Annotated in this window: 19 protein-coding genes; 10 read left to right on the top strand and 9 right to left on the bottom strand. The window is 71.8% G+C overall.

The genetic code is table 11. The features are described 5' to 3' along the window. Window positions 1-18 precede the first annotated feature (18 nt). The 4 genes from BA062_RS12615 to BA062_RS12630 all read left to right on the top strand — a co-directional run bounded on the left by BA062_RS12615 (window position 19) and on the right by BA062_RS12630 (window position 4,565). Window positions 19-522 (top strand): flavin reductase family protein, encoded by a 504-nt coding sequence (locus BA062_RS12615; protein WP_110336231.1) that lies wholly within the window; start codon window positions 19-21, stop codon window positions 520-522. After that, complete coding sequence (locus BA062_RS12620; RefSeq protein ID WP_168213931.1) at window positions 516-1,814, top strand: bifunctional 3,4-dihydroxy-2-butanone-4-phosphate synthase/GTP cyclohydrolase II; 1,299 nt, start codon at window positions 516-518, stop codon at window positions 1,812-1,814. The genes BA062_RS12615 and BA062_RS12620 overlap by 7 nt, the downstream gene beginning before the upstream one ends. Before the next feature lie 35 nt (window positions 1,815-1,849). Continuing rightward, the gene (locus BA062_RS12625; protein WP_110337291.1) at window positions 1,850-3,706 is read left to right on the top strand and encodes a GAF domain-containing protein; all 1,857 of its coding nucleotides are present in this window, start codon (window positions 1,850-1,852) and stop codon (window positions 3,704-3,706) included. Between the two features lie 109 nt (window positions 3,707-3,815). Continuing rightward, on the top strand, window positions 3,816-4,565 hold the full coding sequence (locus BA062_RS12630; RefSeq protein WP_110336232.1) for an SDR family NAD(P)-dependent oxidoreductase: 750 nt from the start codon (window positions 3,816-3,818) through the stop codon (window positions 4,563-4,565). 161 nt (window positions 4,566-4,726) lie between these two features. Here the strand turns inward: BA062_RS12630 and BA062_RS12635 are convergent, their stop codons facing one another. Continuing rightward, a complete protein-coding gene (locus BA062_RS12635; protein WP_110336233.1) occupies window positions 4,727-6,520 on the bottom strand; it encodes an AMP-binding protein in 1,794 nt (597 codons plus the stop codon). A gap of 94 nt (window positions 6,521-6,614) precedes the next feature. Further along, on the bottom strand, window positions 6,615-7,856 hold the full coding sequence (locus BA062_RS12640) for a hypothetical protein (RefSeq protein ID WP_110336234.1): 1,242 nt from the start codon (window positions 7,854-7,856) through the stop codon (window positions 6,615-6,617). A 207-nt stretch (window positions 7,857-8,063) separates the two neighbouring features. On the opposite strand from BA062_RS12640, the gene BA062_RS12645 reads away from it, so the two are divergent. The 5 genes from BA062_RS12645 (at window position 8,064) to BA062_RS12665 (ending at window position 14,098) form a co-directional block, all read left to right on the top strand. Then, window positions 8,064-9,659, top strand: a complete 1,596-nt coding sequence (locus BA062_RS12645) for an alkaline phosphatase D family protein (RefSeq protein ID WP_110336235.1) — start codon at window positions 8,064-8,066, stop codon at window positions 9,657-9,659. A 74-nt stretch (window positions 9,660-9,733) separates the two neighbouring features. Beyond that, on the top strand, window positions 9,734-10,060 hold the full coding sequence (locus tag BA062_RS12650) for a hypothetical protein (protein ID WP_110336236.1): 327 nt from the start codon (window positions 9,734-9,736) through the stop codon (window positions 10,058-10,060). 78 nt (window positions 10,061-10,138) lie between these two features. Next, window positions 10,139-10,978, top strand: coding sequence for an ABC transporter ATP-binding protein (locus tag BA062_RS12655; RefSeq protein ID WP_245959794.1), 840 nt, complete (start codon window positions 10,139-10,141; stop codon window positions 10,976-10,978). A gap of 38 nt (window positions 10,979-11,016) precedes the next feature. Next, window positions 11,017-11,994, top strand: a complete 978-nt coding sequence (locus BA062_RS12660) for an ABC transporter substrate-binding protein (protein ID WP_110336238.1) — start codon at window positions 11,017-11,019, stop codon at window positions 11,992-11,994. A 7-nt stretch (window positions 11,995-12,001) separates the two neighbouring features. Beyond that, window positions 12,002-14,098, top strand: coding sequence for an iron ABC transporter permease (locus BA062_RS12665; RefSeq protein WP_110336239.1), 2,097 nt, complete (start codon window positions 12,002-12,004; stop codon window positions 14,096-14,098). A 37-nt stretch (window positions 14,099-14,135) separates the two neighbouring features. Here the strand turns inward: BA062_RS12665 and BA062_RS12670 are convergent, their stop codons facing one another. From BA062_RS12670 to BA062_RS12695, 6 genes are all read right to left on the bottom strand, one after another. Further along, window positions 14,136-15,497 (bottom strand): MFS transporter, encoded by a 1,362-nt coding sequence (locus BA062_RS12670; RefSeq protein WP_110336240.1) that lies wholly within the window; start codon window positions 15,495-15,497, stop codon window positions 14,136-14,138. A 19-nt stretch (window positions 15,498-15,516) separates the two neighbouring features. Continuing rightward, window positions 15,517-16,791 carry a hydroxyacid-oxoacid transhydrogenase gene (locus BA062_RS12675; protein WP_110336241.1) on the bottom strand — a complete coding sequence of 425 codons (1,275 nt, stop codon included), beginning with the start codon at window positions 16,789-16,791 and terminating at the stop codon, window positions 15,517-15,519. A 179-nt stretch (window positions 16,792-16,970) separates the two neighbouring features. Continuing rightward, on the bottom strand, window positions 16,971-17,756 hold the full coding sequence (locus tag BA062_RS12680) for an IclR family transcriptional regulator (protein WP_110336242.1): 786 nt from the start codon (window positions 17,754-17,756) through the stop codon (window positions 16,971-16,973). A 9-nt stretch (window positions 17,757-17,765) separates the two neighbouring features. Next, on the bottom strand, window positions 17,766-19,442 hold the full coding sequence (locus BA062_RS12685; RefSeq protein ID WP_110336243.1) for a cobaltochelatase CobT-related protein: 1,677 nt from the start codon (window positions 19,440-19,442) through the stop codon (window positions 17,766-17,768). A gap of 3 nt (window positions 19,443-19,445) precedes the next feature. Then, window positions 19,446-20,414 (bottom strand): AAA family ATPase, encoded by a 969-nt coding sequence (locus tag BA062_RS12690; RefSeq protein WP_110336244.1) that lies wholly within the window; start codon window positions 20,412-20,414, stop codon window positions 19,446-19,448. A gap of 17 nt (window positions 20,415-20,431) precedes the next feature. Next, window positions 20,432-21,250 (bottom strand): IclR family transcriptional regulator, encoded by an 819-nt coding sequence (locus BA062_RS12695; RefSeq protein WP_210406826.1) that lies wholly within the window; start codon window positions 21,248-21,250, stop codon window positions 20,432-20,434. A 150-nt stretch (window positions 21,251-21,400) separates the two neighbouring features. Between BA062_RS12695 and xsc the strand changes: the two genes are divergently transcribed. Continuing rightward, window positions 21,401-23,209 (top strand): sulfoacetaldehyde acetyltransferase, encoded by a 1,809-nt coding sequence (xsc, locus tag BA062_RS12700; protein WP_110336245.1) that lies wholly within the window; start codon window positions 21,401-21,403, stop codon window positions 23,207-23,209. 57 nt (window positions 23,210-23,266) lie between these two features. Here the strand turns inward: xsc and BA062_RS12705 are convergent, their stop codons facing one another. Continuing rightward, window positions 23,267-24,187, bottom strand: a complete 921-nt coding sequence (locus tag BA062_RS12705; RefSeq protein WP_110336246.1) for a LysR substrate-binding domain-containing protein — start codon at window positions 24,185-24,187, stop codon at window positions 23,267-23,269. Window positions 24,188-24,236 lie beyond the last annotated feature (49 nt).

Raw genomic sequence — 24,236 nt, forward strand, 5'->3', positions numbered from 1 at the left:
ACGACGCTGGAGCAGCAGATGGAGACCGTGAGCCCGCCGTCGCTGGCGGACGACTTCCGCGACGTGATGTCCGGGGTGTGCACCCCGGTCGCCGTGGTGACCACAATGGACGGAGACCGTCCACACGGCACCACCGTGAGCGCGTTCGCCTCGCTGTCGCTGGAGCCCCCGATGGTGCTGGCGGCCCTGGACCGGCGCTCGGAGCTGCTGGCGCTGGTCCGCGCGCACGGCCGCTTCGGGCTCAACGTGCTCGCGAGCGGCCAGCAGGCGCTGGCGACCCGGTTCGCGCGCAAGGGAGCCGACAAGTTCCAGGGCGTGCCCTGGCGGACCGAGCATGGGCTGCCCCGGCTGCCCGGCGTGGCCGGCTGGCTCGCCTGCCGGGTGCACCGGCTCGTCGACGGCGGCGACCACGTCATCGCGCTGGGCCTGGTGGACGCCGCGCAGCGGCTCGCCGTGTCACCGCTGACCTACCACGCGCGCGCCTTCGGCACGCACCTTCCGGTGACCGGTGAGCGATGCTGACGCCCGGCACAACCGCGGTGCCGGTCTCGCCCGGTGAGGCCGTGCAGCACGCCGTCGCCGCGCTCGCCGAGGGCCGGATGATCGTGGTGCTCGACGACGCCGACCGGGAGGACGAGGGCGACCTGGTCGCCGCGGCGGCCACGATCACCCCGGAGCGGATGGCGTTCCTCGTCCGGCACAGCACCGGCATCGTGTGCGCGCCGATGACCGGCGAGCGGGCCGACGCGCTGCGCCTGCCGCAGATGGTCGCCGACAACACAGACTCACACGCCACGGCGTTCACCGTGAGTGTCGACCACGCGCACACCGGGACAGGCGTGTCCGCGCACGACCGTGCCACGACGGTCCGTGCCCTGGCCGACCCCACCACGCACGCCGGTGACCTGCGCAGACCCGGCCACATCTTCCCGCTGCGGGCCCGCGAGGGTGGCGTGCTGGTCCGGGCCGGGCACACCGAGGCGGCCGTCGACCTGGTAGGCCTGGCCGGCGCCGGGGACGTCGGCGTGATCAGCGAGCTCGTGGCCGACGACGGCTCGATGCTGCGCGGCGCGGCGCTCACCGCGTTCGCCGAGCAGCACGACCTTCCCATGCTGCGGATCGCCGACCTCGTCCGCTACCGCGGGGCCACGGAACGGCTGGTGGAGCCGGTCGCGAACGCCGCGATGCCCACCGAGTTCGGCGACTTCCGCGCCGTGGCCTACCGCTCGACGCTCGACGGCACGGAGCACCTGGCGCTGGTGCTCGGCGACGTCGCCGCCGCGGGCCACACCGAAGCGGGCGCGCTGGTGCGCGTGCACAGCGAGTGCCTCACCGGTGACATCCTCGGTTCCCTGCGCTGCGACTGCGGCGCCCAGCTCGAGCAGGCGCTGCGGGCCGTGGCCGAGGAGGGCTGTGGCGTGGTGGTCTACCTGCGCGGACACGAGGGCCGCGGCATCGGGCTCGCCCACAAGATCCGCGCGTACGCCCTGCAGGAGCAGGGCCTCGACACCGTGGACGCCAACCTCGCGCAGGGGCTGCCGGTGGACTCGCGCAGCTACGGCATCGGCGCCCAGATCCTCACCGACCTCGGCGTGCGGAGGCTGCGGCTCATCACCAACAACCCCGCGAAGTACGGCGGCCTCGACGGGCATGGCCTCGACATCGTCGGGCGCGTCCGGCTTCCGGTGACGCCGACGCCGCACAACGTCCGCTACCTGCGGACCAAGCGCGAGCGGATGGGCCATGAGCTGGCCGAACCGGATGGCACCGCCCGCTGGGGGCATGGACGTCAGGCGCACGGTAAGGCACAGTGACGGCTGACCCGCACTCAATGGTGAAGGCGGTTTCGATGCGCGAAACGACTGCGAGCGCCGTCGCGCCGCGGCTGCGGGCGGTGCAGCCGCCCCGCTCCGCGGCCTCCCACCGCGAACGCGAGGTCATCGCCGCCTTCAGCGAGATCACCACCGAGGCCATCACCACCACGCGGCTGGAGGACCTGCTCGGGCTGCTCGGCAAGCAGCTGTGCCACCTGCTCGGCGTCACCCGCTGCTCGGTGTACCTGCGCCACGAGGACGACCGGTTCCGCGGCGCCGCGGGCTACTGCGAGCACGAGGGCGACATCTCGGCCGCCGTGCAGACGCAGGAGGCCGGCATCCGGGGTGACCGGTTCAGCCGCGAGGTGATCGAGACGGCCGCCCCGGTGCTGATCGACGACGTGCGCAGGGACCCGCGCCCGCACCGCCGCACGATGGAGCACTGGCGGGTGCGCGCGATGCTCGGCGTGCCGCTCGTGTTCGACGGCAAGGTCATCGGTCTGATCTTCGTCGACAACGTCGAGCAGGAGCACGTCTACACCGACGAGGACGTGGCGCTCGCCGAACTGTTCGCCCGGCTCGGCGCGCTGTTCCTGCGGCAGGCGATGCTCAACGCGCACCTCAAGCGCAAGGCCGCCGAGGTGGTGCGGCAGAAGAACATGCTGGCCCACCTCGCGGACGTGCACCAGAAGCTCACCAACGCGGTGCTCGACGGCGCCAGCATCCAGACCGTGGTGACGCTGCTCGGCGAGCTGTCGGCCAAGCCGGTGGTGCTCTACAACGAGGACTTCCAGGTGCTGGCCTGGTCGGCGCCGCCGGGACTGAAGATGACGGAGCCGCCGGTGCTCGCGCCGCGGGTGCGGGAGCTGCCGTCGGTGCGCAGGACGCTCGCGGGGCTGAGCGCGAGCTGCCCCTCGGCGGTGGTGCCCAGGACGCTCGCCGTGGGGCTCGGCCGCAGGCACCTGATGTGCCGGCTCGTGATCGAGGGCCAGCCCAGCGGCTACGTCGGCATCGTGGAGGTCGGCCGCAGCCTGGAGCACCGGGACAGCAAGCTGGCCGAGCACGGCGCGACGGTGCTCTCACTGCAGATTCTGTCCGAGCGCAGGCAGGCCGAGGCCGAGGGCCAGGCGCGCGAGGACTACCTGTCCGACCTCCTGCACAACACGCGGGACGCCGAGCAGCTGGTGCGGCGCAGCCCGCAGTTCGGGATCGACCTCACGCGGCCCCACGTGCTCGTGCGGTTCTCGCTGGGCAAGGCCGACGGGCACGTGAGCGTGTCGGCGGGGCGCAGGCTCGTGATCCAGCAGCTCGCGGCGGCGCTGGGCGAGTCCGATCCCGCCGCGGTGAGCCTGCCCGGTGCGGTGATCGCGCTCGTGCCGCTGGCACGCGACGCGGCGGTGCCGGAGTCGCTGCGGGACACCATCTCCGGTGTCCGCGAGGCGTTGTCGCCGGTGCTGAACATCCACACCGCCGTGATCTCCGCCGTGTGCCGTGCTCCCGAGGACTTTCCGATGGCGCACAAGGAACTGCGCGAGGTGGAGGAGCTCGCGCGCTCGTTCGACTGGGCGGGTGGGGTGCTCACGGCCGACGAGCTCGGGCTGTTCCGCGTGGTCGCCGCGAGCGGGCGCGTCAAGGAGGCCGTGCACTTCGCCCACGGGTTCATCGGCCCGCTGCGCGCCGAGGACGACGGCACCCTGCTCAGCACCTGGCGCGCGTTCGTCCGCGCCGAGGGCAAGGTGCAGGCCACGGCCACGGAGCTGGGAGTGCACGAGAACACCATCCGCTACCGGCTGGGCAAGATCCGCAAGCTCGTGCAGCGGGACCCCGCGACGCTCGACTGCCTGTTGCAGGCGCGGCTGGCGTTCCAGATCCTGGATCTCGCCGGCTGGTAAGCCGTTGTGGCGGCCGACAACGGGCCGCCGCGCGGTCCCTGTACGGCCACCGCTCCACGGGATTGACTCGGGACAGCACTGCACGGTCAGCCCCGCACGGAGGTCGAAGATGCCCCTCGCCAACACCGCCATCGTCACCGGAGCCGCACAGGGAATCGGGCGCGCCACCGCCGAACGGCTCGCCGCGGACGGCCTCCACGTGGCCTGCGCGGACATCCAGGACACCGAGCGCACCGTCAAGAGCATCGAGGCGGCGGGCGGATCGGCCGAAGGCGTCACGCTGGACATCCGTTCCGCGCGGGATTGGTCGTCGGCCGTCGACGGGCTGCTGGAGCGGCACGGGCCGATCGGCTACCTCGCCAACGTCGCCGGTGTGGTCAACATGATCAGCGAGGACTCGGTCGTCGGGCTCACGGAGGAGGCGTGGGACCACGTCATCGACACCGACCTCAAAGGACCGTGGCTGGGCATGCGCGCGGTGATCCCCGGGATGATCGACAACGGCGGCGGGCGGATCGTGAACATCTCCTCGCTGGCCGCGCTGCGCGGCCTGCCGAACCTGGCGTCCTACAGCGCCGCCAAGGGTGGGGTCGCCGCGCTCACGCGGCAGGCCGCGTTCGAGTACGCCGACCGCAACATCCTCGTCAACGCCATCGCACCGGGCACGATCGACACCCCGATCCTCGGCGACATCACTCCGGAGATGAAGCAGGCCAACGCCAACTCGCACCTCATCCGGAGGCTCGGCCGCCCCGAGGAGATCGCCTCGATGGTCGCCTACTTCTTCCGCGAGGGCTCGTTCCTGACCGGCCTGACGTACGCGGTGGACGGCGGCTGGTCGGCGAAGGGCAACTTCTAGGAGCGTGCTGAACAACCCCGCCCGTAGCGAGCGGCGATCCAGGCGGCCGCCTCGCAAGGCGGAGGGAAGCCCTCGTACCGGGTCGTACTCGGGCTTTCCGACAACGCAGCGAGGCGCCGTCTGGGCGTCGCGCAGTAGGGCAGCGGTTGTTCAGTGCGCTCCTAGCGCTCCACCACCTGCGGCGGGCACGGCTCCCGGCTCAGCAGCGCGACCTGCTCACGCCGTCGCTCGCGGACGGCCCGCTGGTTGACGTACCCCTTGTCCGTGATCTCACCGGCGTCGAGGGCCGGTGGCTCCCGCAGCACGGCCACCCGGTCGACCCGCTGCGACGCGCCACCGCCCTCGGCGGCGAGCCGGGCCAGTGCCCCGGCCAGCTCCGCGCGCAGGGCGTCGTCGGGCACGCCCTCGGGGTCGCAGCGGTGCGCGTGCTCGGCGTGCAGCCACACCAGTGCGGTCACCCGGTCGCCGTTCTCCCCGCAGATCACGGCGTCGCTGAGCAGGCCGCGTGCCGCGGAGAGCAACCGGGGCCGCAGCGTGCCCACGCTGACGAACGTGCCCGTGGAGAGCTTGAAGTCCTCCGCGATCCGGCCGCGGAACACCAGCCCCGCGGCGGGATCGTCGGGCTCGGCGAGCGCGACGGCGTCGCCCGTGCGGAAGAAGCCGAACTCGTCGAAGCACTCCTCGGCGAGTTCGGGCCGCCGGTGGTAGCCGGGCGTGACGTTCGGTCCCCGCAACCGGATCTCGCGCTTCTCCCCCACCGGCACCAGCGCCACCTCCACCCCGGGCAGCGGCACTCCGAGGCAGTCGCTGCGCGTGATCGGGAAGTGGGCGGAGGTGGCGGCGGGTGAGGATTCGGTGAGTCCCCACGACGTCGTCATCCGCATCGCCGAGCCGTGTGCCGTCGCCAGGTCGGTCAGGCGGTCCCACAGCTGCTGTGGCAGCGCGGCGGCGGCGAAGAACCCGAACCGGAGGCGGCTGAGGAACGCTCGCGCGGCGTCCCGGTCGCGTTCGAGGTGCGGCAGCAGCGCCGCATATCCGGCCGGCACGTTGAAGTACAGGGTCGGCCGGGCATCCGCGAGGTTGCGGACCGTGCGCTCGACGAGCCCCGGCGCGGGGCGGCCGTCGTCGATCCACAGCGTTCCGCCGTTGCACAGCACCAGGTTCACGTTGTGGTTGCCGCCGAAGGTGTGGCTCCACGGCAGCCAGTCCAGCAGCACCGGGGGCTCGTCGGCGAGGAACGGCCACACCTGCCGCAGCTGCTGCTGGTTGGCGGCCAGCATGCCGTGGGTGTTGAGCACTCCCTTGGGGGTGCCGGTGGAGCCGGAGGTGAAGAGGATCTTCGCGATGTCCGCCCGGCCGAGTGCCGCACACCGGGCCGCGACGTCACCCGTGGGTTCGGCCGACAGCTCCTCCGGCGTCACCGCACCCTCGATCTCGCCGCTGAGGACTGGGCGGTCACCGGCGACGGCCGCCACGGCGGGTGCGAACGCCGCCTCCTCGGCGACCACGAGGCCCGGCCCGGTCAGCTCCACCATCGCCCGCAGCTTCGCGAAGTCCTTGCTCTGCAACGAGTACGCGACACTCGTCGGCACCACGGGCGCGCCGACGGTCATGGCCGCGAGCGTCACCGCCAGGTGCAGCGTGCTGTTTCCCGACAGGATCAGCACCGGGCGATCGGCCAGTCCGTGGTCGAGCAGCCCCTGTGCGAGCCGGTCGGCGCGGGCGCGAAGCTCGCCCCAGGTGGAGCGGACCCATTCGCCGTCGCGTCCGCGTTCGGCGACGAGCAAGCGCTCCGGGTGCGCCTCGCTCCGGGCGCGGAACTCGTGCACCACGCTGATCGGGTACGCGCCGAGCGGCTCCGCCGATCGCAGGAACAACCGCCCTTCGGGGCCGGGCTCGGCCTCGATCCGCGGCGGCGCGAAGGTCGGCGCGCCCACCGTCACCTCGTCGTGCATGGCCTCTCCCGCGCTGGTGGGCCGCCGACGACTCAGTATGACCGAATTTAGCCGACACGAGAAGAACTTGTAGAGTTTTATGTCGCGGGAGCCGTCAGGTCGTCGAAACGTCCAGCACCGCGGCCGCGTCCGTCGAGGCCACCACCTCGAAGACCACCGTCGCCCCGGACACGCCGAACTGCGCCGTACCCGCACCCATGAGCCGGATGAGCCCGCTGCCGCTCGCCATCCACACGGTGCCGTCGCTCACCGCGATGGTGAAGACGTTGCCGCGCACGGTGACGTCCTTCGGCTCGGAGACCTCGATCTGGCACGTGCCGCCCTGGCACGCGGCGACGTTCGTGCCGTTCTTCGCCTTCGGCAGCGTGGTGGTGGTCGCCGGGGCCGGCGGCTCGGCCTCGCACCGCGGGGCGAGGTGGTAGGCGTCGGCGAGTGCGGGATGCCTGCGCGCGAGGCCCGGCAACTCCTCGCCCTTCGGCTCCAGTGCCGCGACGGTGGCGGCCGCCTGGTTCGCGCGTTCCCGCAGCTGTGCGAGCGGGACGTCGTAGAGGTCCAGCGTCGAGACATCCCCCGGCAGCCGCGATCCGGCGTCCCGCAGCGCACCGACCAGCTCGTCGCGGTAGGTGTCCGCCTGGGCGATCCGGGTGTCCTTCAGCCCGGCGATCGGGTCCACAATGGACGAGAGCTGACCCGGGACCGAGGTGAGGTACGACGAGAGCTCCATGCTCTCGAACTGCGCGAAGCTCGGGTGTTTCAGCAGCTCGTCGCCCGGGGCGGGCAGCTCCGCAATCGACGAGACACCCTCGCACAGCGTGTTCGCCCACGTCACCAGCGCCCGCGTCGCCCGGGTGTCCGACTCGGGCGGGCGCTTCAGCGGCCCGCACCCTGGGGCGAGGTGGTACGACGGCGCGAGAGCCCGCGTGCGCGCGGCGAGCCTGCGCAGCGCGGGCTGCTGCTTGCCGACCTCGCCGACGAGCGCGGTGATCCGGGCCGGGTCGGCTTCCTCGGCGGGCAGCTCGTCCCGCAGCCGCTCCAGGGCCTTGACCAGCCCGCCGACGTAGCTGTCGGCCTGCTTGATCCCCGACGCTTCGAGCGTCTTCAGGCTCTCCAGTGCGGCGACCACGTCGGTGGTCACCGCCGACGTGTAGTACCCGGAGCCGGCATGCGACCGCAGCCCGTCGACGAGCTCGACGTTCGTGCACACCGTGTCGGCCCAGGCGACGAGCTCCCGGCTCGGTTCGGGGAGTTCCGGGGCTGCCGTCGGCTGCCCGCCGGTGGAGCAGCCCGCGGCGAGCAGCAGGGCGGCGGCGAGCGCGGCGGCCGGGCGAGTGCGCATGAGGGTGTCCTTTCCAAGATCCTGCCCGTCGAAGCTAGCCGGGCGGGACACCGGAAAAGCCCGCACTGACACCAACCTGCCACGGTTCGTCCGGTCAGGTCACGCGATCCGACGGCAACCGGTCAAACACCCACCACCGTGCCGACAGAAGGCGTTCACCGAGCGCTGCTTGGCTGTCGCAGCCAGCCACCCGTTCCTGGAGGTTCCATGACCCCGCCACGTGTCAGCTCCCCGAAATCGGTGAACAGACGAGGCTTCCTGGGGCTCGCGGGCGCCGCGGGCGCCGGTGCGGTACTGCTCGGAGCCGGGGTCGCGCCCGGCGCCGCCGCCATGCCCAGCCGTCGCCTGACCGACCCCTTCCAGCTCGGCGTCGCCTCGGGCGACCCGCTGCCGGACTCCGTCCTGCTGTGGACCCGCCTTGCCCCCAAACCGCTCGACTACGACGGTGGCATGCCCGGCCGCCCCGTGGCGGTGCAGTGGGAGATCGCGCTCGACGAGCGGTTCACGAAGGTCGTCCAGCGCGGCACCGAGACCGCCGTGCCCGAGGAAGCCCACACCGTACACGCCGACGTGCGCGGCCTGCGGCCCCACCACGAGTACTACTACCGCTTCCGCGTCGGTGACGAGATCTCGCCCGCCGCCCGCACCCGCACCGCCCCGGCACCCGGCACCGCCCCCGCCGTCGACTTCGCGTTCGCGTCGTGCTCCAACTGGGAGATGGGCTACTTCACCGCCTACCGGCACATGGCCGAGGAGCGGCCGGACGTGGTCTTCCACCTCGGCGACTACCTCTACGAGTACGCGGCCGGGGTCAACGGCGACGTGCGCACGCACATCGGCAACGAGATGAACACGCTCGACGAGTACCGCCAGCGCCACGCCCAGTACAAGACGGACGCGGACCTGCAGCTGGTGCACTCGGTGGCCCCGTTCATCGTCACCTGGGACGACCACGAGACCGACAACAACTACGCCGACCTGAGCCCGGAGAACCGCGACCCGGCGCAGGGCAACGACACCACCGCGAACTTCGCGGCCCGGCGCAAAGCCGCCTACCAGGCGTACTGGGAGCACATGCCGCTGCGCCGGTTCCGCAAGCCCGTGGACACCCACCTGCCGCTGTACCGCCGCTTCGAGTTCGGCGCCACGGCGACGTTCAGCGTCCTGGACAGCCGCCAGTACCGCACCGACCAGCCGTACGGCGACCGCTGGCAGGTCTCCGGCCCGGACCAGTGGGATCCGAAGGCCACCATCCTCGGCGACGAGCAGCACGCCTGGCTGGAGCGGAGCCTCTCGCGGTCACGCTCCGCCTGGAACGTGGTGCCGCAGCAGATCTACTTCGCCAACTGGGACCAGGTCGCAGGCAACGACGACGGCGGGTACAACGACGGCTGGGACGGCTACCGCGTCTCGCGGGACCGCGTCCTCGGCTATGTCGAGGAGCGCGGCATCGACAACTTCGTGGTGCTGACCGGTGACGTGCACTCCAACTGGACCAACGATCTGCGCCGGGACTTCGAGCGCCCGGAGACCCCGTTGCTGGGCAGCGAGTTCGTGTGCACGTCGATCACGTCCAACGGCGACGGCACCGCCTCCACCGACCCCGGCCAGCTGGTGTGGGACGAGAACCCGCACACGAAGTACTACAGCAACCGCAGGGGCTACGTGCACTGCCATGTGTCGAAGGACCGCTACGTCGCCGACTACCGCGTGGTCGACTACGTCACGCGACCCGACGCCCCGCTCCGCACCGACCGCTCGTTCGCGATCGAGTCGGGCGTGCCAGGGGTCCAGCCGCTCTGACCGCACGCCCCGGCCGTGCCGTTCGGGTAGTCCTACTCAGGCGCGGCCGGGACCGGCCAGTGCACCCTGAGGGCATGACCGAACCCGCAGGCGGCAGCGGGAGCCGCTTCGGCCCGGCCCTCGCGGGCTTCCTGGTGCCCCTCGTGCTGCTTGCCCTGGTGGTGCTCGGCTTCCAGCAGCGGCTGCTCTGGGACCTCGGCTGGCGCGGTGGCGAGTACGCACAGGTGTTCCTCGGCGTCGTGTTCGTCTCGGTCGTGGCGGGGACCGTGCTGCGAGCGGCCCGGCCTCGCCCGCCGTGGCGGTCGTTCGGCACCGGCCTGGTCCTGGCGGGCACGCTCGGCGCCGTGGGCGCCGCCGTGGTGATCGTGGCGATCCTGAACGCGCTGTCGCGGATGTACTGACGCCTGTCCGGCACGCCCGGAATGTGCCGACGGCCACAACACTTGGATGTTAGGCAAGGCTGTCTTTACTGTGTGCCTGTGTCCGCGTCCCCCACAGCCTCCCCCGCCGGCGTCTCCGCACGAGAGATCGACGTCGCCTACGGCGACGACGTCGTCGTGCACGCCGCCTCGATCTCGCTCGACGCGGGCACCGTCACCGCGCTGATCGGCCCCAACGGCAGCGGGAAGTCGACGCTGCTGCGTGCGCTCGCCCGGCTCCACCCGCCCGTCGCGGGCGACGTGACGTTCGCCGACGGCGCCGAGCTGCGCGCACTGTCCGGCCGGGAGCTCGCGCGGCGGATCACGCTGCTGTCACAGCATCGGACCGCGCCGGGTGGCGTGTGTGTGCGTGAGCTGGTGGAGTTCGGCAGGCACCCGCACCGCTCCCGCTGGGGCGGCCGCGACCCGGAAGGCCACTCGGCCGTGGCACGCGCGATGGAGCTGACCGGGCTCACCGCGCTCGCCGACCGGCCGGTGCAGGCGCTGTCCGGCGGGCAGGCGCAGCGGGTATGGCTCGCGAGCTGCCTCGCCCAGGACACCGCGCTGCTGCTGCTCGACGAGCCGACCAACCATCTCGACCTCCGCTACCAGGTGGAGGTGCTCGACGTGCTGCGCGACCTCGCCGACGAGCACGGCGTCGGGGTCGGCGTGGTGCTGCACGACCTCGACCAGGCCGCCGCCGTCGCCGACCGGCTGCTCCTGCTGGAAAGCGGCCGGGTGACCGCCCACGGCGCCCCACGCGACGTGCTGACCGCCGAGAACCTCACCCGCGCGTACGGCATCCGGGTCGACGTCGACATCGATCCCGCCGACGGGCGCGTCCACACCCGCGCCGTCGGGCGCTTCAACGACACGGCCGTCCGGGCCGCCTCGGCCTGACCGGCGCTTCCGGCCCCCCAGTGAAAAACAGGAGAAAAATGCGCACCACCCGAGTGATCATCGGCCTGTCCGCGGCCGCCGCGTTGCTGTTGAGCGGCTGCGGCACCACGGAGGACGCGGGCGGCACCGACCAAGCCGCGAGCGGCGGTGACCCCATCACGGTCACCGACTCGCGAGGCAAGGAGGTGAAGCTCGACGGCCCGGCCAAGCGGGTCGCGGCCACCGAGTGGAACGGGGTGGAACACCTGGTGTCGCTCGGCGTCATGCCGGTCGGCGTGTCCGACATCGAGGGCTACGGCCAATGGGTGAGCGCCGCGCCGCTCGACGACACCCCGAAGGATCTCGGCACCCGTGGCGAGCCGAGCATCGACACCCTCGGTTCGCTGGACCTCGACCTCGTGGTGGTCACCGACAGCCTCGTCGAGGGCGCGCTGGAGCAGGTCGAGTCGAAGGTCCCGGTGCTCGTCATCGAGGGCGGCGACGCCAAGGACCCCATCGGCTCGATGTTCGAGAGCCTCGACATGATCGCCAAGGCCACGGGCACGGAGGACAGGGCCGCACAGCTGAAGACCGAGTTCGACGCGAAGATCACCGAGGGCAAGGCCGAGGTCGAGCGGCTCGGGGCCGCCGGTGAGCAGGTCGCGTTCTCCGACGCCTACGTGAGCTCCGGTTCGGTGAGCATCCGCCCGTTCACCAAGGGCTCGCTGGTCTCCGCCGTGTTCGAGCGCATCGGCCTCGCCAACGCGTGGTCGATGGAGGGCGACCCGGCCTACGGTCTGGCACAGGCCGATGTGGAGGGACTGACCCGGCTGCCGGACGTGCGCTTCTGGTACATGGCCAACGACGCCTTCGGTGACCCGTACGCCGACGAGCTCGCGGGCAACACGATCTGGCAGAACCTGCCGTTCGTGAAGAGCGGCAAGGTCGAGCGCCTGCCCGACTCCCTGTGGATGTTCGGCGGCCCGAAGTCGATGGAGCAGTACGTCGACGCCGCCATCGCCGCGCTCGGCAACTGACTCCACAGTGGACACCGACACCATCGCCGCTCCGCCCGCGGCGCCGCGCGAGGCTCCGGCCGGGCGGCGGCGCGGGCGGCTCGCGCTGCTGGCCGTGGGCCTCGGCGTGCTCATCGTGGTGGGCTCGGCGCTGCACCTGACGCAGGGCACGTCGGCCGTGAGCGCCCTCGACGTGCTCCGGCTCGTGTTCGGCGGCGGCACCGGCGACACCGCCGCCGTCGTGCTGGAGTCGAGACTGCCCCGGCTGCTCGCGGCGGTGGTGGTGGGCATCGCGCTCGGTGTGGCCGGCGCCGTGCTGCAGACGGTGGCGCGCAACATCATGGCGTCACCGGACACGCTCGCGGTCGACGCCGGTGCCCACCTCGCCATCGTGGCCGTCGCGGCGTTCGGCGTCTCGCTGCCGCTTGCGGGCGCGGCCGGCATCGCCTTCGCGGGCGGGATCGGCGCCGCGGCGCTGGTGCTCACATTGTCCGGCACCGGAGGCACCGGCATCGTCCGGCTGGTGCTCGCGGGCACCGCCATCGCGCTCGCGATGAAGGCCGCGACCAGCATGCTGCTGCTGTTGTTCGCGCAGGAGACGAGGGGCCTGTTCGCGTGGGGATCCGGCTCACTCGGCCAGAACGGTCTCGACGGCCTGCTCACGCTCGGTCCCGTGATCGGCGTGGCGCTGGTGCTGTTGCTCGCGCTGTCCCGGCGGCTCGACCTCGTGTACCTCGGCGAGGACCACGCGAGGACCCTCGGCGTCCACGTGGGCCGGATCCGCTTCGCCGGCATCGGGCTCGCGGTGCTGATGTCGGCGGCGGCCGTGACGCTGGCCGGGCCGATCGGCTTCGTCGGACTCGCCGCGCCCGCACTGGCCCGCCTGCTCGCGAACGCCGTGCCCGGTCTGCACCGGCACGTCGTGCTGATCCCGGTGTCGGCCGCGCTCGGTGTCACGCTGCTGCTGGGTGCGGACCTGCTGCTGCGCGCGCTCATCGGCTCGCAGAACGCGCTGGAGGTGCCGACGGGCGTGGTGACGACCGTCCTCGGCGCCGTGTTCCTCGTGGTGCTGGCCCGCAACATCCGCGTCTCCTCGGCGACCACCGAGCCGCCCGCCGCCGGTACGCGCGGCACGCTCACCGCGCTGCGCTACCGGCTGATCCTCGGCGCGCTGATCGTCCTGGCGCTCGGCGCGGTCGTCGTCTCGGTCCTGCTCGGCGACATCGGCATCCTCCTGGGCGACGTCGTCAACTGGGTGAGCGGGCAGGCCGGCCCCATCGTCTCGAACGTCATGGAGAACCGCCTTCCCCGCGTGGTCGCCGCGCTGCTCGCGGGTGCCGCGCTCGCACTGGCGGGTGCGCTCGTGCAGGCGGTGGCGCGCAACCCGCTGGCGGAGCCGGGCATCATCGGCGTCGCGGGCGGTGCCGGACTGGGCGCGGTCGCGGTGATCACGCTCGTACCCGGCGTCGGGTTCTGGACCCAGGCCGGCTTCGCGGGACTGGGCGCGGCGCTGGCGACGGTCGTGGTGTTCGCGATGGCCGCGCGGGGCGGCTTCGCGAGCGAGCGGCTGGTGCTGATCGGCTTCGGCGTGCAGGCGGGCACGCAGGCTCTGGTGATCCTGCTGATCACCCTGTCGGATCCGTGGAACGAGACGAAGGCGCTGACGTGGCTCGGCGGCTCCACCTACGGCCGCGCGTTCGAGCACCTCGTGCCGATGGCGCTGGCGCTCGCCCTCGTGGTCCCCGTGCTGGTCCGCGCCCACCGCGACCTGGACCTGCTGTCGCTGGACGACGAGACGCCCAGGGTGCTGGGCGTGCCCGTGGCGGGGTCCCGGCTGCTGATGCTCGGCTGCGCCGTGCTGCTGACCGGTGCCGCGGTCGCTGGCGTCGGGGTGATCTCCTTCGTGGGCCTCGTGGCTCCGCACGCCGCCCGCGCGGTCGTGGGCAGGCGGCACAGCCGCGCCCTGCCGGTGGCGGCGCTGCTCGGCGGGCTCCTGGTGTGTGTCGCCGACACCATCGGGCGCACGGTGATCGCCCCGGACCAGCTCCCGGCGGGGCTCATGACCGCGGTGTTCGGTGCCCCGTACTTCGTCTGGCTCCTGTACCGCAGCCGCACCCGTACGTGAGGTGTGGTGCGCGCCTCCCGCGCGCACCACACCCCGGTCACGACCGCACCGAAGCCCGCGCCGCGTCCACTTCGGACTCCTCGGCCTCGGCGATCAGCCGGAGGTCCCGCTTGCGCACCGCGAAGGTGCACACGGCACTCACCACGGCCGCGACCACGAGGTAGGTCACGACGAGCGAGTAGCCGTCGCCGTCGAGACCGACCAGGTAGGACAGCACCAGCGGGGTGAGACCCGAGGCGAAGATGCCGGAGAACTGGTAGACGAACGAGATCCCGGTGCACCGGACGCTGACCGGGAACATCTCCGAGTAGAACGCCGCCTGCGGGCCGTACAGCACCGGGTACAGCACGCCCAGCGCCAGCACGAGGCCGACGCCCGCGAGCAGCGGCGTTCCCGTGCCGAGCAGCGCGAAGGCCGGATACGCCACCACGCCCGTGAGCAGGGCGCCCCAGCCGAACAGCGTCCGGCGGCCGACGGTGTCGGAGAGCCGGCCGAACAGCGGGATGAACACCACCATCGTCACCGCGGCGATCATCACCGAGATCAGCAGTGTCTGCTGTGGCATGTCGAGCGTGCCGGTGCCGTAGGAGATCGAGAAGACGGCCCACGTGTTGAAGGCGACGCCCTCGACCCACCGGCTGCCCATGCCGAGCAGCACGTGGCGACGGGAGAGCTTGCTGCGCACCAGTTCCAGCGCGGGCACGCTCGCGCGCGCCTCGGCTTGCTGGAGCCTGCGGAACGCCGGTGTCTCCATCACCTTGAGCCGGATCACCATGCCCGCGATCACCAGCACGGCGGAGAGCAGGAACGCGATCCGCCAGCCCCACGAGAGGAACGCGCTCTCGTCCATCATCGCGCCGAGCCCCGCGAAGACACCGGTGCCGAGCACGAGCCCCAGTGCCAGGCCCAGCTGCGGGAAGCTGCCGTAGAGGCCGCGCCGGTTCCTCGGCGCGTACTCCACGGACATCAGCACGGCGCCACCCCATTCGCCGCCGATCGCGATGCCCTGCGCGAGCCGCATGAGCACCAGGAGGATCGGCGCGGCGACGCCGATACTGGCGTAGGTGGGAATGAGCCCGATGGCGCACGTGGCGATGCCCATGATGAGCATGGTGGCCACGAGTGTCCTCTTGCGACCGATGCGGTCACCGATGTGACCGAAGATCAGCCCGCCGATGGGCCGGGCGACGAAGCCCAGCGCGAAGGTCGCGAACGCCAGCAGTGTGCCGACCAGCGGGTCGTCGCTGGGGAAGTAGAACTTGTTGAACACGATGCCGGCGGCGGTGCCGTAGAGGAAGAAGTCGTACCACTCGACGGTGGTGCCGACGACGCTCGACGCCACGACGAGCCGGACCTCGCGGCGGCTCGGTTCGGCCTGGCCGGTTGCGGTGTCACGCATGGTTGCCCACCTCCCGGCATCAGAGCGACTGCTCGAAGATCGCGGTCAGGGCCGGACGGTCGACCGGCCTCGGCACCACGGCGAGCTGCCTGGTCTGCTTGAGCGTGCCGTCGGTGAGGGTATCCAGGTCCGCCTCGGTGTAACCGAAGCTGCGCAGCCCGGAGGGCATGCCGATGTCGCGCATCAGCTCGGTGAGCACGTGCGGCAGCGCCTCCGCCCCGTCGGTGGCCGTGAACGTCTGCCCGGACAGCAGCTCCGCCGCGTGCAGGTGCCGCTGCGGGTCTGCGGGGTAGGTCCAGCGGAACACCGCCGCGGCCGTCGCCGACACCGCCTGGCCGTGCGGGACCATCGGCATCTCCGGGTAACCCTCGGCCCGGTAGTCGCGCACCGCGCCCGCCACCGGGTAGGCGTTGGCGTGCGGCAGATGCGTGCCCGCGTTGCCGAACCCGGTGCCCGCGTAGGTGGAGGCCAGCGCCATGTCGGTGCGGGCGGAGAGGTCCCGCCCGTTGCACACGGCCTTGCGCAGGCTACGGCCGACCAGGCGCAGCGCCATCTCGCACCACACGTCGCTGATCGGGTTGGAGCCGCAGAAGGCGGGCCTGCGCATCGGGTCCTGCGGTGCGGGTTTGGCGTCGTAACGCACGCTCGTGTAGCTCTCCAGCGCGTGGGACAGCACGTCCATACCGCTGGCGGCCGTCACCTGCGGCGGCATGCTGACGGTGGCGAGCGGGTCCACCACGGCGAGCGAGGGACGCAGCTTCGGGTGGCTCACGCCCGCCTTGAGGTGCAGGTCCAGGAGGTCGACCACGCAGATCGTGGTGGACTCGGACCCGGTTCCCGCGGTCGTCGGCACCGCGATGAGCGGTTTGAGCGGCAGCCACGGCGCCTTGCCCGCGCCGATCGGCGGCGTCACGAAGTCGAGCAGCTCGCCGGGGTGGGTGGTCAGCAGGTTGACCGCCTTGGCGGTGTCCAGCGCGGAGCCGCCGCCGACGGCGACGAAGCAGTCCCACGGCCGTTCGCGCGCGAACTCGACGGCCGAGGCGATGCTGCGGTCGGTCGGCTCGATGGCCACACCGTCGAACACCTCGGTCTTGACCCCGGCCAGCAGCAGGCTTTCCCTGATGCGGTCGGGAAATCCGGTGTCCCGCACGCCGGGGTCGGTGATGACCAGCGCGGAGGCCGCGCCGGTCGCGGCCACCTCGGCGCCGATCTCGTCGACCGCGCCGGGGCCGAACTTGAGTGGCGGCGCGGCCCAGGTGAACACCTGCTCGTTGGGCTGGATCTCCGGCAGCATTGACGGCTCTCCCATCGTCGACATGGACATCGACATCACTGATATCGCTGACATCGCTGGCACTATGTGGGCGCTATCCCCACTATGTGAAACACCATAGGCGCGCGGCGCCGAATTGAGAAGGGGTCACCAGGACATCGAAGTGTCCACAACGGACATCCAGCGCGGGAATTACGTGGTCAGCGCGACATCATCCGATCGACGGGAACGAACTGAGCGATCTCCTTGGCCGCCGTCACCGTGCGCGCGCCCAGCTCCCGCACCCGTCGTGCGGGCATGCGCACCGCGGGTACCTGGATCACGAGCGCCGCCTGCGCGCAGCGGTCGGCGTCGAGGATCGGCGCGCCGACACACCGCACCCCGGCGACGTTCTCCTCCTCGTCGATGCTGTACCCGCGCTCGCGGATCTCGTCCAGCTGGGCGGCCAGTTTCGCCGGGGAGCTCAGCGTGCGGCTGGTGATCTTCGGCAGCCGCTTGGGCAGGCCGGCCAGGTAGGTCTCGGCGTCCGGCGAGTACGCGAGGATCGCCTTGCCCGACGCGGTCGTGTACAGCGGGAACCGGGCGCCGGGGTGCTGTTCGAACCGCAGCGGCAGCGTCGACTGCACGCGCAGCATCACCACCGACTCGCCGCCCTCCCGCACGACGAGGTTCACCGACTCCTGCGTCTCGGCGTTGATCTGCTCCAGCACCGGCAGCGCCTTGTCGAGCCCGAACCCGCGCTGCGCGGCCTGGCCGAGCAGGATCGTCCCGGTGCCGAGGTAGTAGGCATCCGTGCGCGGGTTGTGTGCCACCAGCCCCTCGGCGACGAGCGCGCGCACGATCCGGTGCGCCGTGCCCGACGACAGCCCGAGGTGCTCGGCGATGCGGGAGCTGCCCAGCTCACCGGCCTGCGCGGCGAGCAGCTTGAGCACCGCGAGGGCACGGCCGATGGCCTGGGTGCCGGTCGGCGCCTTCGCGTTCTCCATGCGCGGATACTACTGGCGACGGGAGCCGGCGATGAGCCCGAGGATCTCGCGGAACACGCTGTACCCGGTGCCGTCGCCGGTGTCGAGCGCGAGGCAGCGACGGTAGTACGGGCTGAGGTCGAGCCCCACGCCGAGTCCGTAGACCTCCACGGCGCCCTCCTGTTCGAGCGCGGACACCACCTCCCGCAGGTGGTCGTCGAGGTAGTGCTCCCCGTTGGCCAGCGCGGTGGCGCCGTCCATCGGGCTGCCGTCGGACAGCACGAACAGCAGCGCACGGCGCCCCGCATCGCGGGCTCGCGCGGCCGCCCACGCGACGGCCTCCCCGTCGGCTCCCTCACGGAACAGGTCCGCTTTCAGCAGGCCCGCGATGTCCGGGCGGGCCCGCCGCCACGGAGTCTCCGCGTCCTTGAACACCAGGTGGGCACGTTCGTTGAGCCGTCCCGGCCTCGGTGGGCCGCCCGCGCGCAGCCAGTCCTTCCTCGCCCTGCCGCCGTGCCAGGCGCTGGTGGTGAACCCGAGGATCTCGCTGCGCGCGCCCAGCAGGTCGAGCGCCCTGGCGAAGAGGTCGACGAGCACCGCTACCCGTTCCGCGTGCTGCTTCATGGATCCCGAGCAGTCGATCAGGAAGGTCACGTGCACGTCGGCCACCGGCCGCGTGCGCTCCGCCCGGAACAGCCTGCGCTCCTCCGGTGAGCTGATCAGGCGCGCGAGCGCGCGTCCATCGATCAGGCCCTCCTCCTGCGCGCCGTCCCAGCCGTCGCGGGCCTGCTTCGCCAGCACGGCCTCCAGCTCGCGCGCCAGGCGGGCGACGTTCACGCCCTGCCGCTCGACCGCGCGGTCCAGCCGCTCGCGGTACCCGGCGAGCGCGGCGGGCCGCACCAGTGTGGCGATGCGGGCCTCGCGGTCGTAGGCGGTGGTGAAGACGCGATAGCCCGCGTTCTCGTCTCCGACGGCGCGGTCGCGCAGGGCCACCGCCGCCCCGTCCCCCGGCTCGTCGTCGAAGTCGAGCAGCAGCGCGAGCGGAGAGTCCCGCTCGTCCGCCCGCTCCTCCGCCGGGTCCTCGGTGTCGTCCGACGTCAGCATCGCCGCGACCTCGGCGGCCAGCGAGCGCGCGTGCCTGGCGAACGCGGCCTGGTCGTGCCGGGTGCGCCGCAGGCCCGCCAGATCGGCGCCGAGCGCGGGCGCGATCGCCGCGCGGGTGGGCTCGATCAGGTCCTCGGTCTCGGCCAGCACGGGCTCGCCGGTGATCCGCGCCCGGCACACCTGCGTGACCGTGTACAGCAACAGGCCGCGCGCGGACTCGGTGTGGCCGTCGTGATGGTAGGCCAGCGACCATCGCTCGAAGCGCTCGCGGAGGTTGCGCCGCGCTCCCGGCCACGTCGCGGGCACGTGCGCCTCCGCGCGGAACTGCTCCAGCAGCTCGAACAGCAGGCGCTCCACACCGGACTCCGGACGCAGCCGCCGGTGCAGCTCGCGGTCGGTGCGCAGCAGGTGCAGCGCCATGCCGTCGGCCGCGCCCCGCCACGGCTCGCCTGCTTGGCGCAGGTGAGGCGCGTACAGCGGCACCGGCCTTCGCCCGTCGTGCAGCCTGCCGCCACGGAAGTGCAGGCCGGGTTCACCGGTCAGCGCCCTGGCCGCCGCCGCGCACAGCTCCTCGGCACGGCGGCGCTCCCGCTCGGCCCGCACGGCTCAGGCCGTGGCCGCGAGCGGGACCGGCTGCTCCAGCTCGCGATCGAAGCAGCGCTGGAAGTACTCGGCGAGGACGGGGTGTTCGGCCTCGTCGCACTTGTTCGCGAAGGAGAGCCGGAAGGCCAGCGCGGGATCGCCGAAGATGCCGCTGTTCTCGGCCCACGTGATCACCGTGCGCGGCGACATCACGGTGGACAGGTCACCGGCCCGGAAGCCCGCCCTCGTCAGCCCCGCGACGGCGACCATCGCGGCCACGAGCGCGCGGCCGGCGTCGTCGGCCAGCGCGGGAACCCGGGCCAGCACGATGGCGATCTCCTCCTCGGGCGGGAGGTAGTTCAGCGATGCGACCACGTCCCAGCGGTCGAGCTGAGCCTGGTTGAGCCGTTGCGTGCCGTGGTAGAGACCGTTGAGGTTGCCGAGCCCCACGGTGTTGGCGGTGGCGAACAGACGGAACGCCGGATGCGGCCGCAGCACGAGGTTGCGGTCCAGCAGCGTGAACCGGCCGTCGCGTTCGAGCAGGCGCTGGATCACGAACATGACGTCGGGCCGTCCCGCGTCGTACTCGTCGAGCACCAGCGCCACCGGGCCGCGCAGAGCCCACGGCACGATGCCCTCGCAGAACTCGGTGACCTGCTTGCCCTCGCGCAGCACCACGGCGTCCTTGCCGACCAGGTCGAGCCTGCTGAGGTGACCGTCGAGGTTGACGCGCACGCAGGGCCAGTTGAGCCGCGCGGCGACCTGCTCGATGTGGCTGGACTTCCCGGTGCCGTGCAGGCCCTGGACCAGAATCCTGCGGTTGTGGGCGAAGCCGGCGAGCACCGCGAGCGTGACGTCGGGGTTGAACCGGTAGGACTCGTCGACGTCCGGCACGTGCTCGGTGCGCTCGCGGAACCCGTTCACGACGAGCGGCGAATCGATCCCGAAGGTGTCCCGGACGCTGATCCGCTCGCCCGGCAGGTCGGTGTCCATGCGTGCGGGTGCTCCCTTCACGACGTGGCGGTCCGGGTGTCGTCGGCGGCGCCCTCCGCCTCGACCCTGCTGATCGCCTCGGCCGCGCGCTGGAGCGCGGGCAGCGTCTGCAGCGCCTTGTCGGCGGTGAGCCGCATGACGGGGGCCTGCACGGCGACGGCCAGGTTGGACCGCCCCGCCGGCGCGGGCACCAGCACCGCGACGCACACGAGACCGGGCAGGAACTCCTCGTCGTCGAGCGCGAAGCCGTCGCGCCGGATGCGGGTGAACTCCTCCTCGAGCACGCCGAGGTCGGTGACCGTCTTCGGCGTGTACGCCTTGAGCGGCGCGTGGGCGAGCAGCTTGGCGCGCTGTCCGGGGCTGAGCTGCGAGAGGATCATCTTGCCGCTCGCCGAGCAGTGCACCGGCACGCGCGACCCGGGCCGCAGGTAGAACCGCAGCGGCTCGGGTGTCTCGACGCGGTCGAGGTAGACGATCTCGTTGCCGGAGAGCGTGGTGATGTTGCAGCTCTCCCCCAGCTCCTCGACCAGGTTCTTGAGCACCGCGTGCCGCGCGCCGTAGTGGGTGGCGTTGAGCAGGAGGTTCTCGGCGAGTCGGCGCAGCCGGACGCCGGTGCCGTAGTGCCTGCCGTCGGCCTGCCGGATCAGCAGCCCGGCGCCCTCCAGCTGTTGCAGCATCCGGTGCAGGGTCGGCTTCGGCATGCCCGTCTCCGCGACCAGCCCCTGCAACGTGACCAGCTCGTCCTTGCTCGCGATCAGCTCGAGCAGGGAGAACAGGCGCATGGTCGGGGTGTCGCCGTTCAGGGCGGCCGGGTCCGGCTCACGGATGAGCTCCACGACACCTCCTTCGGTTCGGCGTGTTCCAGAAACTAACACATGCCGTCTCGGTTTCTCGAAGATGACGTTGACCGCCCACCGTTGCTGACTTATGGTCGATTCGATTCCGGTTTCAGGAACATGCCGTCCCGATTTTTGTAGGAGTCCGCAATGGCGCAGCGTAAGACCGGCGACGGCCGGACCGTGGTCGACGGCCCGGCAACCATGACCCCCTCCGAGGCCTTCGTCGAGACACTCGTGGCCAACGGGGTCACCGACATCTTCGGCATCATGGGCTCCGCGTTCATGGACGCGATGGACATCTTCGCCCCGGCCGGCATCCGGCTGGTCCCCGTCGTGCACGAGCAGGGCGCCGCGCACATGGCCGACGGTTACGCACGCGTCAGCGGCAGGCACGGCGTGGTGATCGGGCAGAACGGCCCTGGCATCAGCAACTGCGTCACGGCGATCGCGGCGGCGTACTGGGCACACAGCCCCGTAGTGATCGTGACCCCCGAGGCGGGCACGATGGGCATGGGCCTCGGCGGCTTCCAGGAGGCCAACCAGCTGCCGATGTTCCAGGAGTTCACCAAGTACCAGGCGCACGTCAACAACCCGCGCCGCATGGCCGAGCTCACCGGCCGCGCCTTCGACCGCGCGATGTCGGAGATCGGCCCGACGCAGCTCAACATCCCGCGCGACTTCTTCTACGGCGAGATCGAGGCCGAGATCCCCGACCCGCAGCGCCTCGACCGGGGGCCCGGCGGCGACCAGAGCCTCAACGAGGCCGCCGAGCTGCTCGCCTCCGCCGAGTTCCCCGTGATCATCGCCGGCGGCGGCGTGGTGATGGCCGACGGCGTCGAGGAATGCAAGGCCCTGGCCGAACGGCTCGGCGCGCCGGTGGTGAACAGCTACCTGCACAACGACTCCTTCCCCGCCAGCCACCCGCAGTGGTGCGGACCGCTGGGCTACCAGGGGTCGAAAGCCGCTATGAAACTGATCTCCCAGGCCGACGTGGTGGTGGCGCTGGGCTCGCGGCTCGGGCCGTTCGGCACGCTGCCGCAGCACGGGATGGACTACTGGCCCAAGAACGCCAAGATCATCCAGATCGACGCCGACCACAAGATGCTCGGGCTGGTCAAGAAGATCACCGTCGGGATCTGTGGTGACGCGAAGGCCGCCGCCGCCGCGCTCACCCAGCGCCTCGAGGGACGCACGCTCGCCTGCGACGCCACGCGGGAGCAGCGGGCCGCCACGACGAAGGCCGAGAAGGACGCGTGGGAGGCCGAGCTGACGGCGTGGACCCACGAGACCGACCCGTTCAGCCTCGACATGATCGCCGAGCAGGAGCAGGAGGAAGGCGGCTGGCTGCACCCGCGGCAGGTGCTGCGCGAGCTCGAGAAGGCCATGCCGCCGCGGGTGATGGTCTCCACTGACATCGGCAACATCAACTCGGTGGCCAACAGCTACCTGCGGTTCGAGGAACCGCGCAGCTTCCTGGCCCCGATGAGCTTCGGCAACTGCGGTTACGCGCTGCCGACCGTCATCGGCGCCAAGGCCGCGGCGCCCGACCGGCCCGCCATCGCCTACGCCGGTGACGGCGCGTGGGGCATGAGCATGGGCGAGATCATGACCGCCGTCCGCCACGACATCCCGGTGACCGCCGTGGTGTTCCACAACCGGCAGTGGGGCGCGGAGAAGAAGAACCAGGTCGACTTCTACAACCGCCGGTTCGTCGCCGGAGAGCTGGACAACGAGAGCTTCGCCGGGATCGCCCGCGCGATGGGAGCGGACGGCGTGGTGGTGGACAAGCTCGAGGACGTCGGCCCTGCCCTGCGCAAGGCCGTCGACGCGCAGATGAACGACGGGCGCACCACGGTCGTCGAGGTGATGTGCACCCGGGAGCTGGGCGACCCGTTCCGTCGCGACGCGCTGTCCAAGCCGGTGCGCTTCCTGCCGAAGTACCAGGACTACGTGTAACCGGTCCCGGTCCCGGAGCCGGGTGGCGAACGCCGCCCGGCTCCGTCCCCTGTGGACTCAGCGCCGGCCAGGACTCCCGCCCGCCGCCGCGACGACGTCCCGCAACGCCGGGGACAGCTGCTGCCCCCCGCGCAGCACCAGGCGCAGCGAGCGGTGCAGGTCGAGGCCCGACGTGGGCACCACCACGAGCTTGCCCTGCGCCACGTCCTCGGCCAGCGCGAGCGAGCTGAGCACCGCCGGGCCGAGTCCCGCCTCCACGGCGGCCTTGATCGCCGTGGTGGACGACAGCTCCATGACGGGGTTGGGGCGGGTGCGGTAGCCCAGCCGGTCCAGCTCGCGGTCCAGCACGTAGCGCGTGCCCGAGCCCGGCTCGCGGCTGATCAGCGCCTCGGCGGCGAGTTCCGCCGCGCGCACGGGACGCCCCCGGCGTGCCCAGGGATGGTCGGGGTGCACCACGAGCAGCAGCTGATCCTCGGCCACCACCTGGGAATCCAGTCCCTCCGCCGGTTCGGCGCCCTCCACGAAGCCGAGGTCCACCGCTCCGCCGAGCACCAGCTCCACGACCTTCGCGGAGTTCACCACCTGGAGCCCGATCGTCGTGTCGGGCCTGCGCCTGCGCAGCTCGCTCAGCCAGCCCGGCAACAGGTACTCCGCGATGGTCATGCTGCACGCGAGCTGGATCCGGCTCGCCTGCTGGCCACGCAACGCCGCGATGCCGGCGTCCAGCGCGGAGGCGGCGTCGATCACCCGGCCCGCCCAGTCCGCGATCACGGCACCCTCGTCGGTGAGCCGGGAACCGGTGGCGGAACGCACGATCAGCGGCACCCCCGTGAGCCGCTCCATGTTCCGGATCCGCGACGCCGCGGCCGGTTGCGAGATGCCGTGTTCCTTCGCCGCCTTCCCGAGGCTGCCCAGCCGCGCGACGCTCAGCAACAGGTCCAGTGCCCCGATCTCGGGCACGCGCGGTGGCAGTGGCACGCCGCCACGTTACTCCAAAGTCTGCTTTGGGAGTACCCAGGATCGACGT

The sequence above is a fragment of the Prauserella flavalba genome (assembly GCF_003202235.1).
In the GTDB taxonomy this organism is placed as follows: domain Bacteria; phylum Actinomycetota; class Actinomycetes; order Mycobacteriales; family Pseudonocardiaceae; genus Prauserella_A; species Prauserella_A flavalba.

Bases quoted from the DNA above. Each gene is read 5' to 3' on its own strand.
- BA062_RS12625 (WP_110337291.1), top strand. From the start codon at position 1,850: ATGCGCGAAACGACTGCGAGCGCCGTCGCGCCGCGGCTGCGGGCGGTG.
- BA062_RS12690 (WP_110336244.1), bottom strand. From the start codon at position 20,414: ATGGACACCGACCTGCCGGGCGAGCGGATCAGCGTCCGGGACACCTTC.
- BA062_RS12675 (WP_110336241.1), bottom strand. From the start codon at position 16,791: ATGCTGCCGGAGATCCAGCCCAACGAGCAGGTGTTCACCTGGGCCGCG.
- BA062_RS12660 (WP_110336238.1), top strand. From the start codon at position 11,017: ATGCGCACCACCCGAGTGATCATCGGCCTGTCCGCGGCCGCCGCGTTG.
- xsc (WP_110336245.1), top strand. From the start codon at position 21,401: ATGGCGCAGCGTAAGACCGGCGACGGCCGGACCGTGGTCGACGGCCCG.
- BA062_RS12630 (WP_110336232.1), top strand. From the start codon at position 3,816: ATGCCCCTCGCCAACACCGCCATCGTCACCGGAGCCGCACAGGGAATC.
- BA062_RS12615 (WP_110336231.1), top strand. From the start codon at position 19: ATGGAGACCGTGAGCCCGCCGTCGCTGGCGGACGACTTCCGCGACGTG.
- BA062_RS12650 (WP_110336236.1), top strand. From the start codon at position 9,734: ATGACCGAACCCGCAGGCGGCAGCGGGAGCCGCTTCGGCCCGGCCCTC.
- BA062_RS12640 (WP_110336234.1), bottom strand. From the start codon at position 7,856: ATGCGCACTCGCCCGGCCGCCGCGCTCGCCGCCGCCCTGCTGCTCGCC.
- BA062_RS12645 (WP_110336235.1), top strand. From the start codon at position 8,064: ATGACCCCGCCACGTGTCAGCTCCCCGAAATCGGTGAACAGACGAGGC.
- BA062_RS12680 (WP_110336242.1), bottom strand. From the start codon at position 17,756: ATGGAGAACGCGAAGGCGCCGACCGGCACCCAGGCCATCGGCCGTGCC.
- BA062_RS12635 (WP_110336233.1), bottom strand. From the start codon at position 6,520: ATGCACGACGAGGTGACGGTGGGCGCGCCGACCTTCGCGCCGCCGCGG.
- BA062_RS12670 (WP_110336240.1), bottom strand. From the start codon at position 15,497: ATGCGTGACACCGCAACCGGCCAGGCCGAACCGAGCCGCCGCGAGGTC.
- BA062_RS12620 (WP_168213931.1), top strand. From the start codon at position 516: ATGCTGACGCCCGGCACAACCGCGGTGCCGGTCTCGCCCGGTGAGGCC.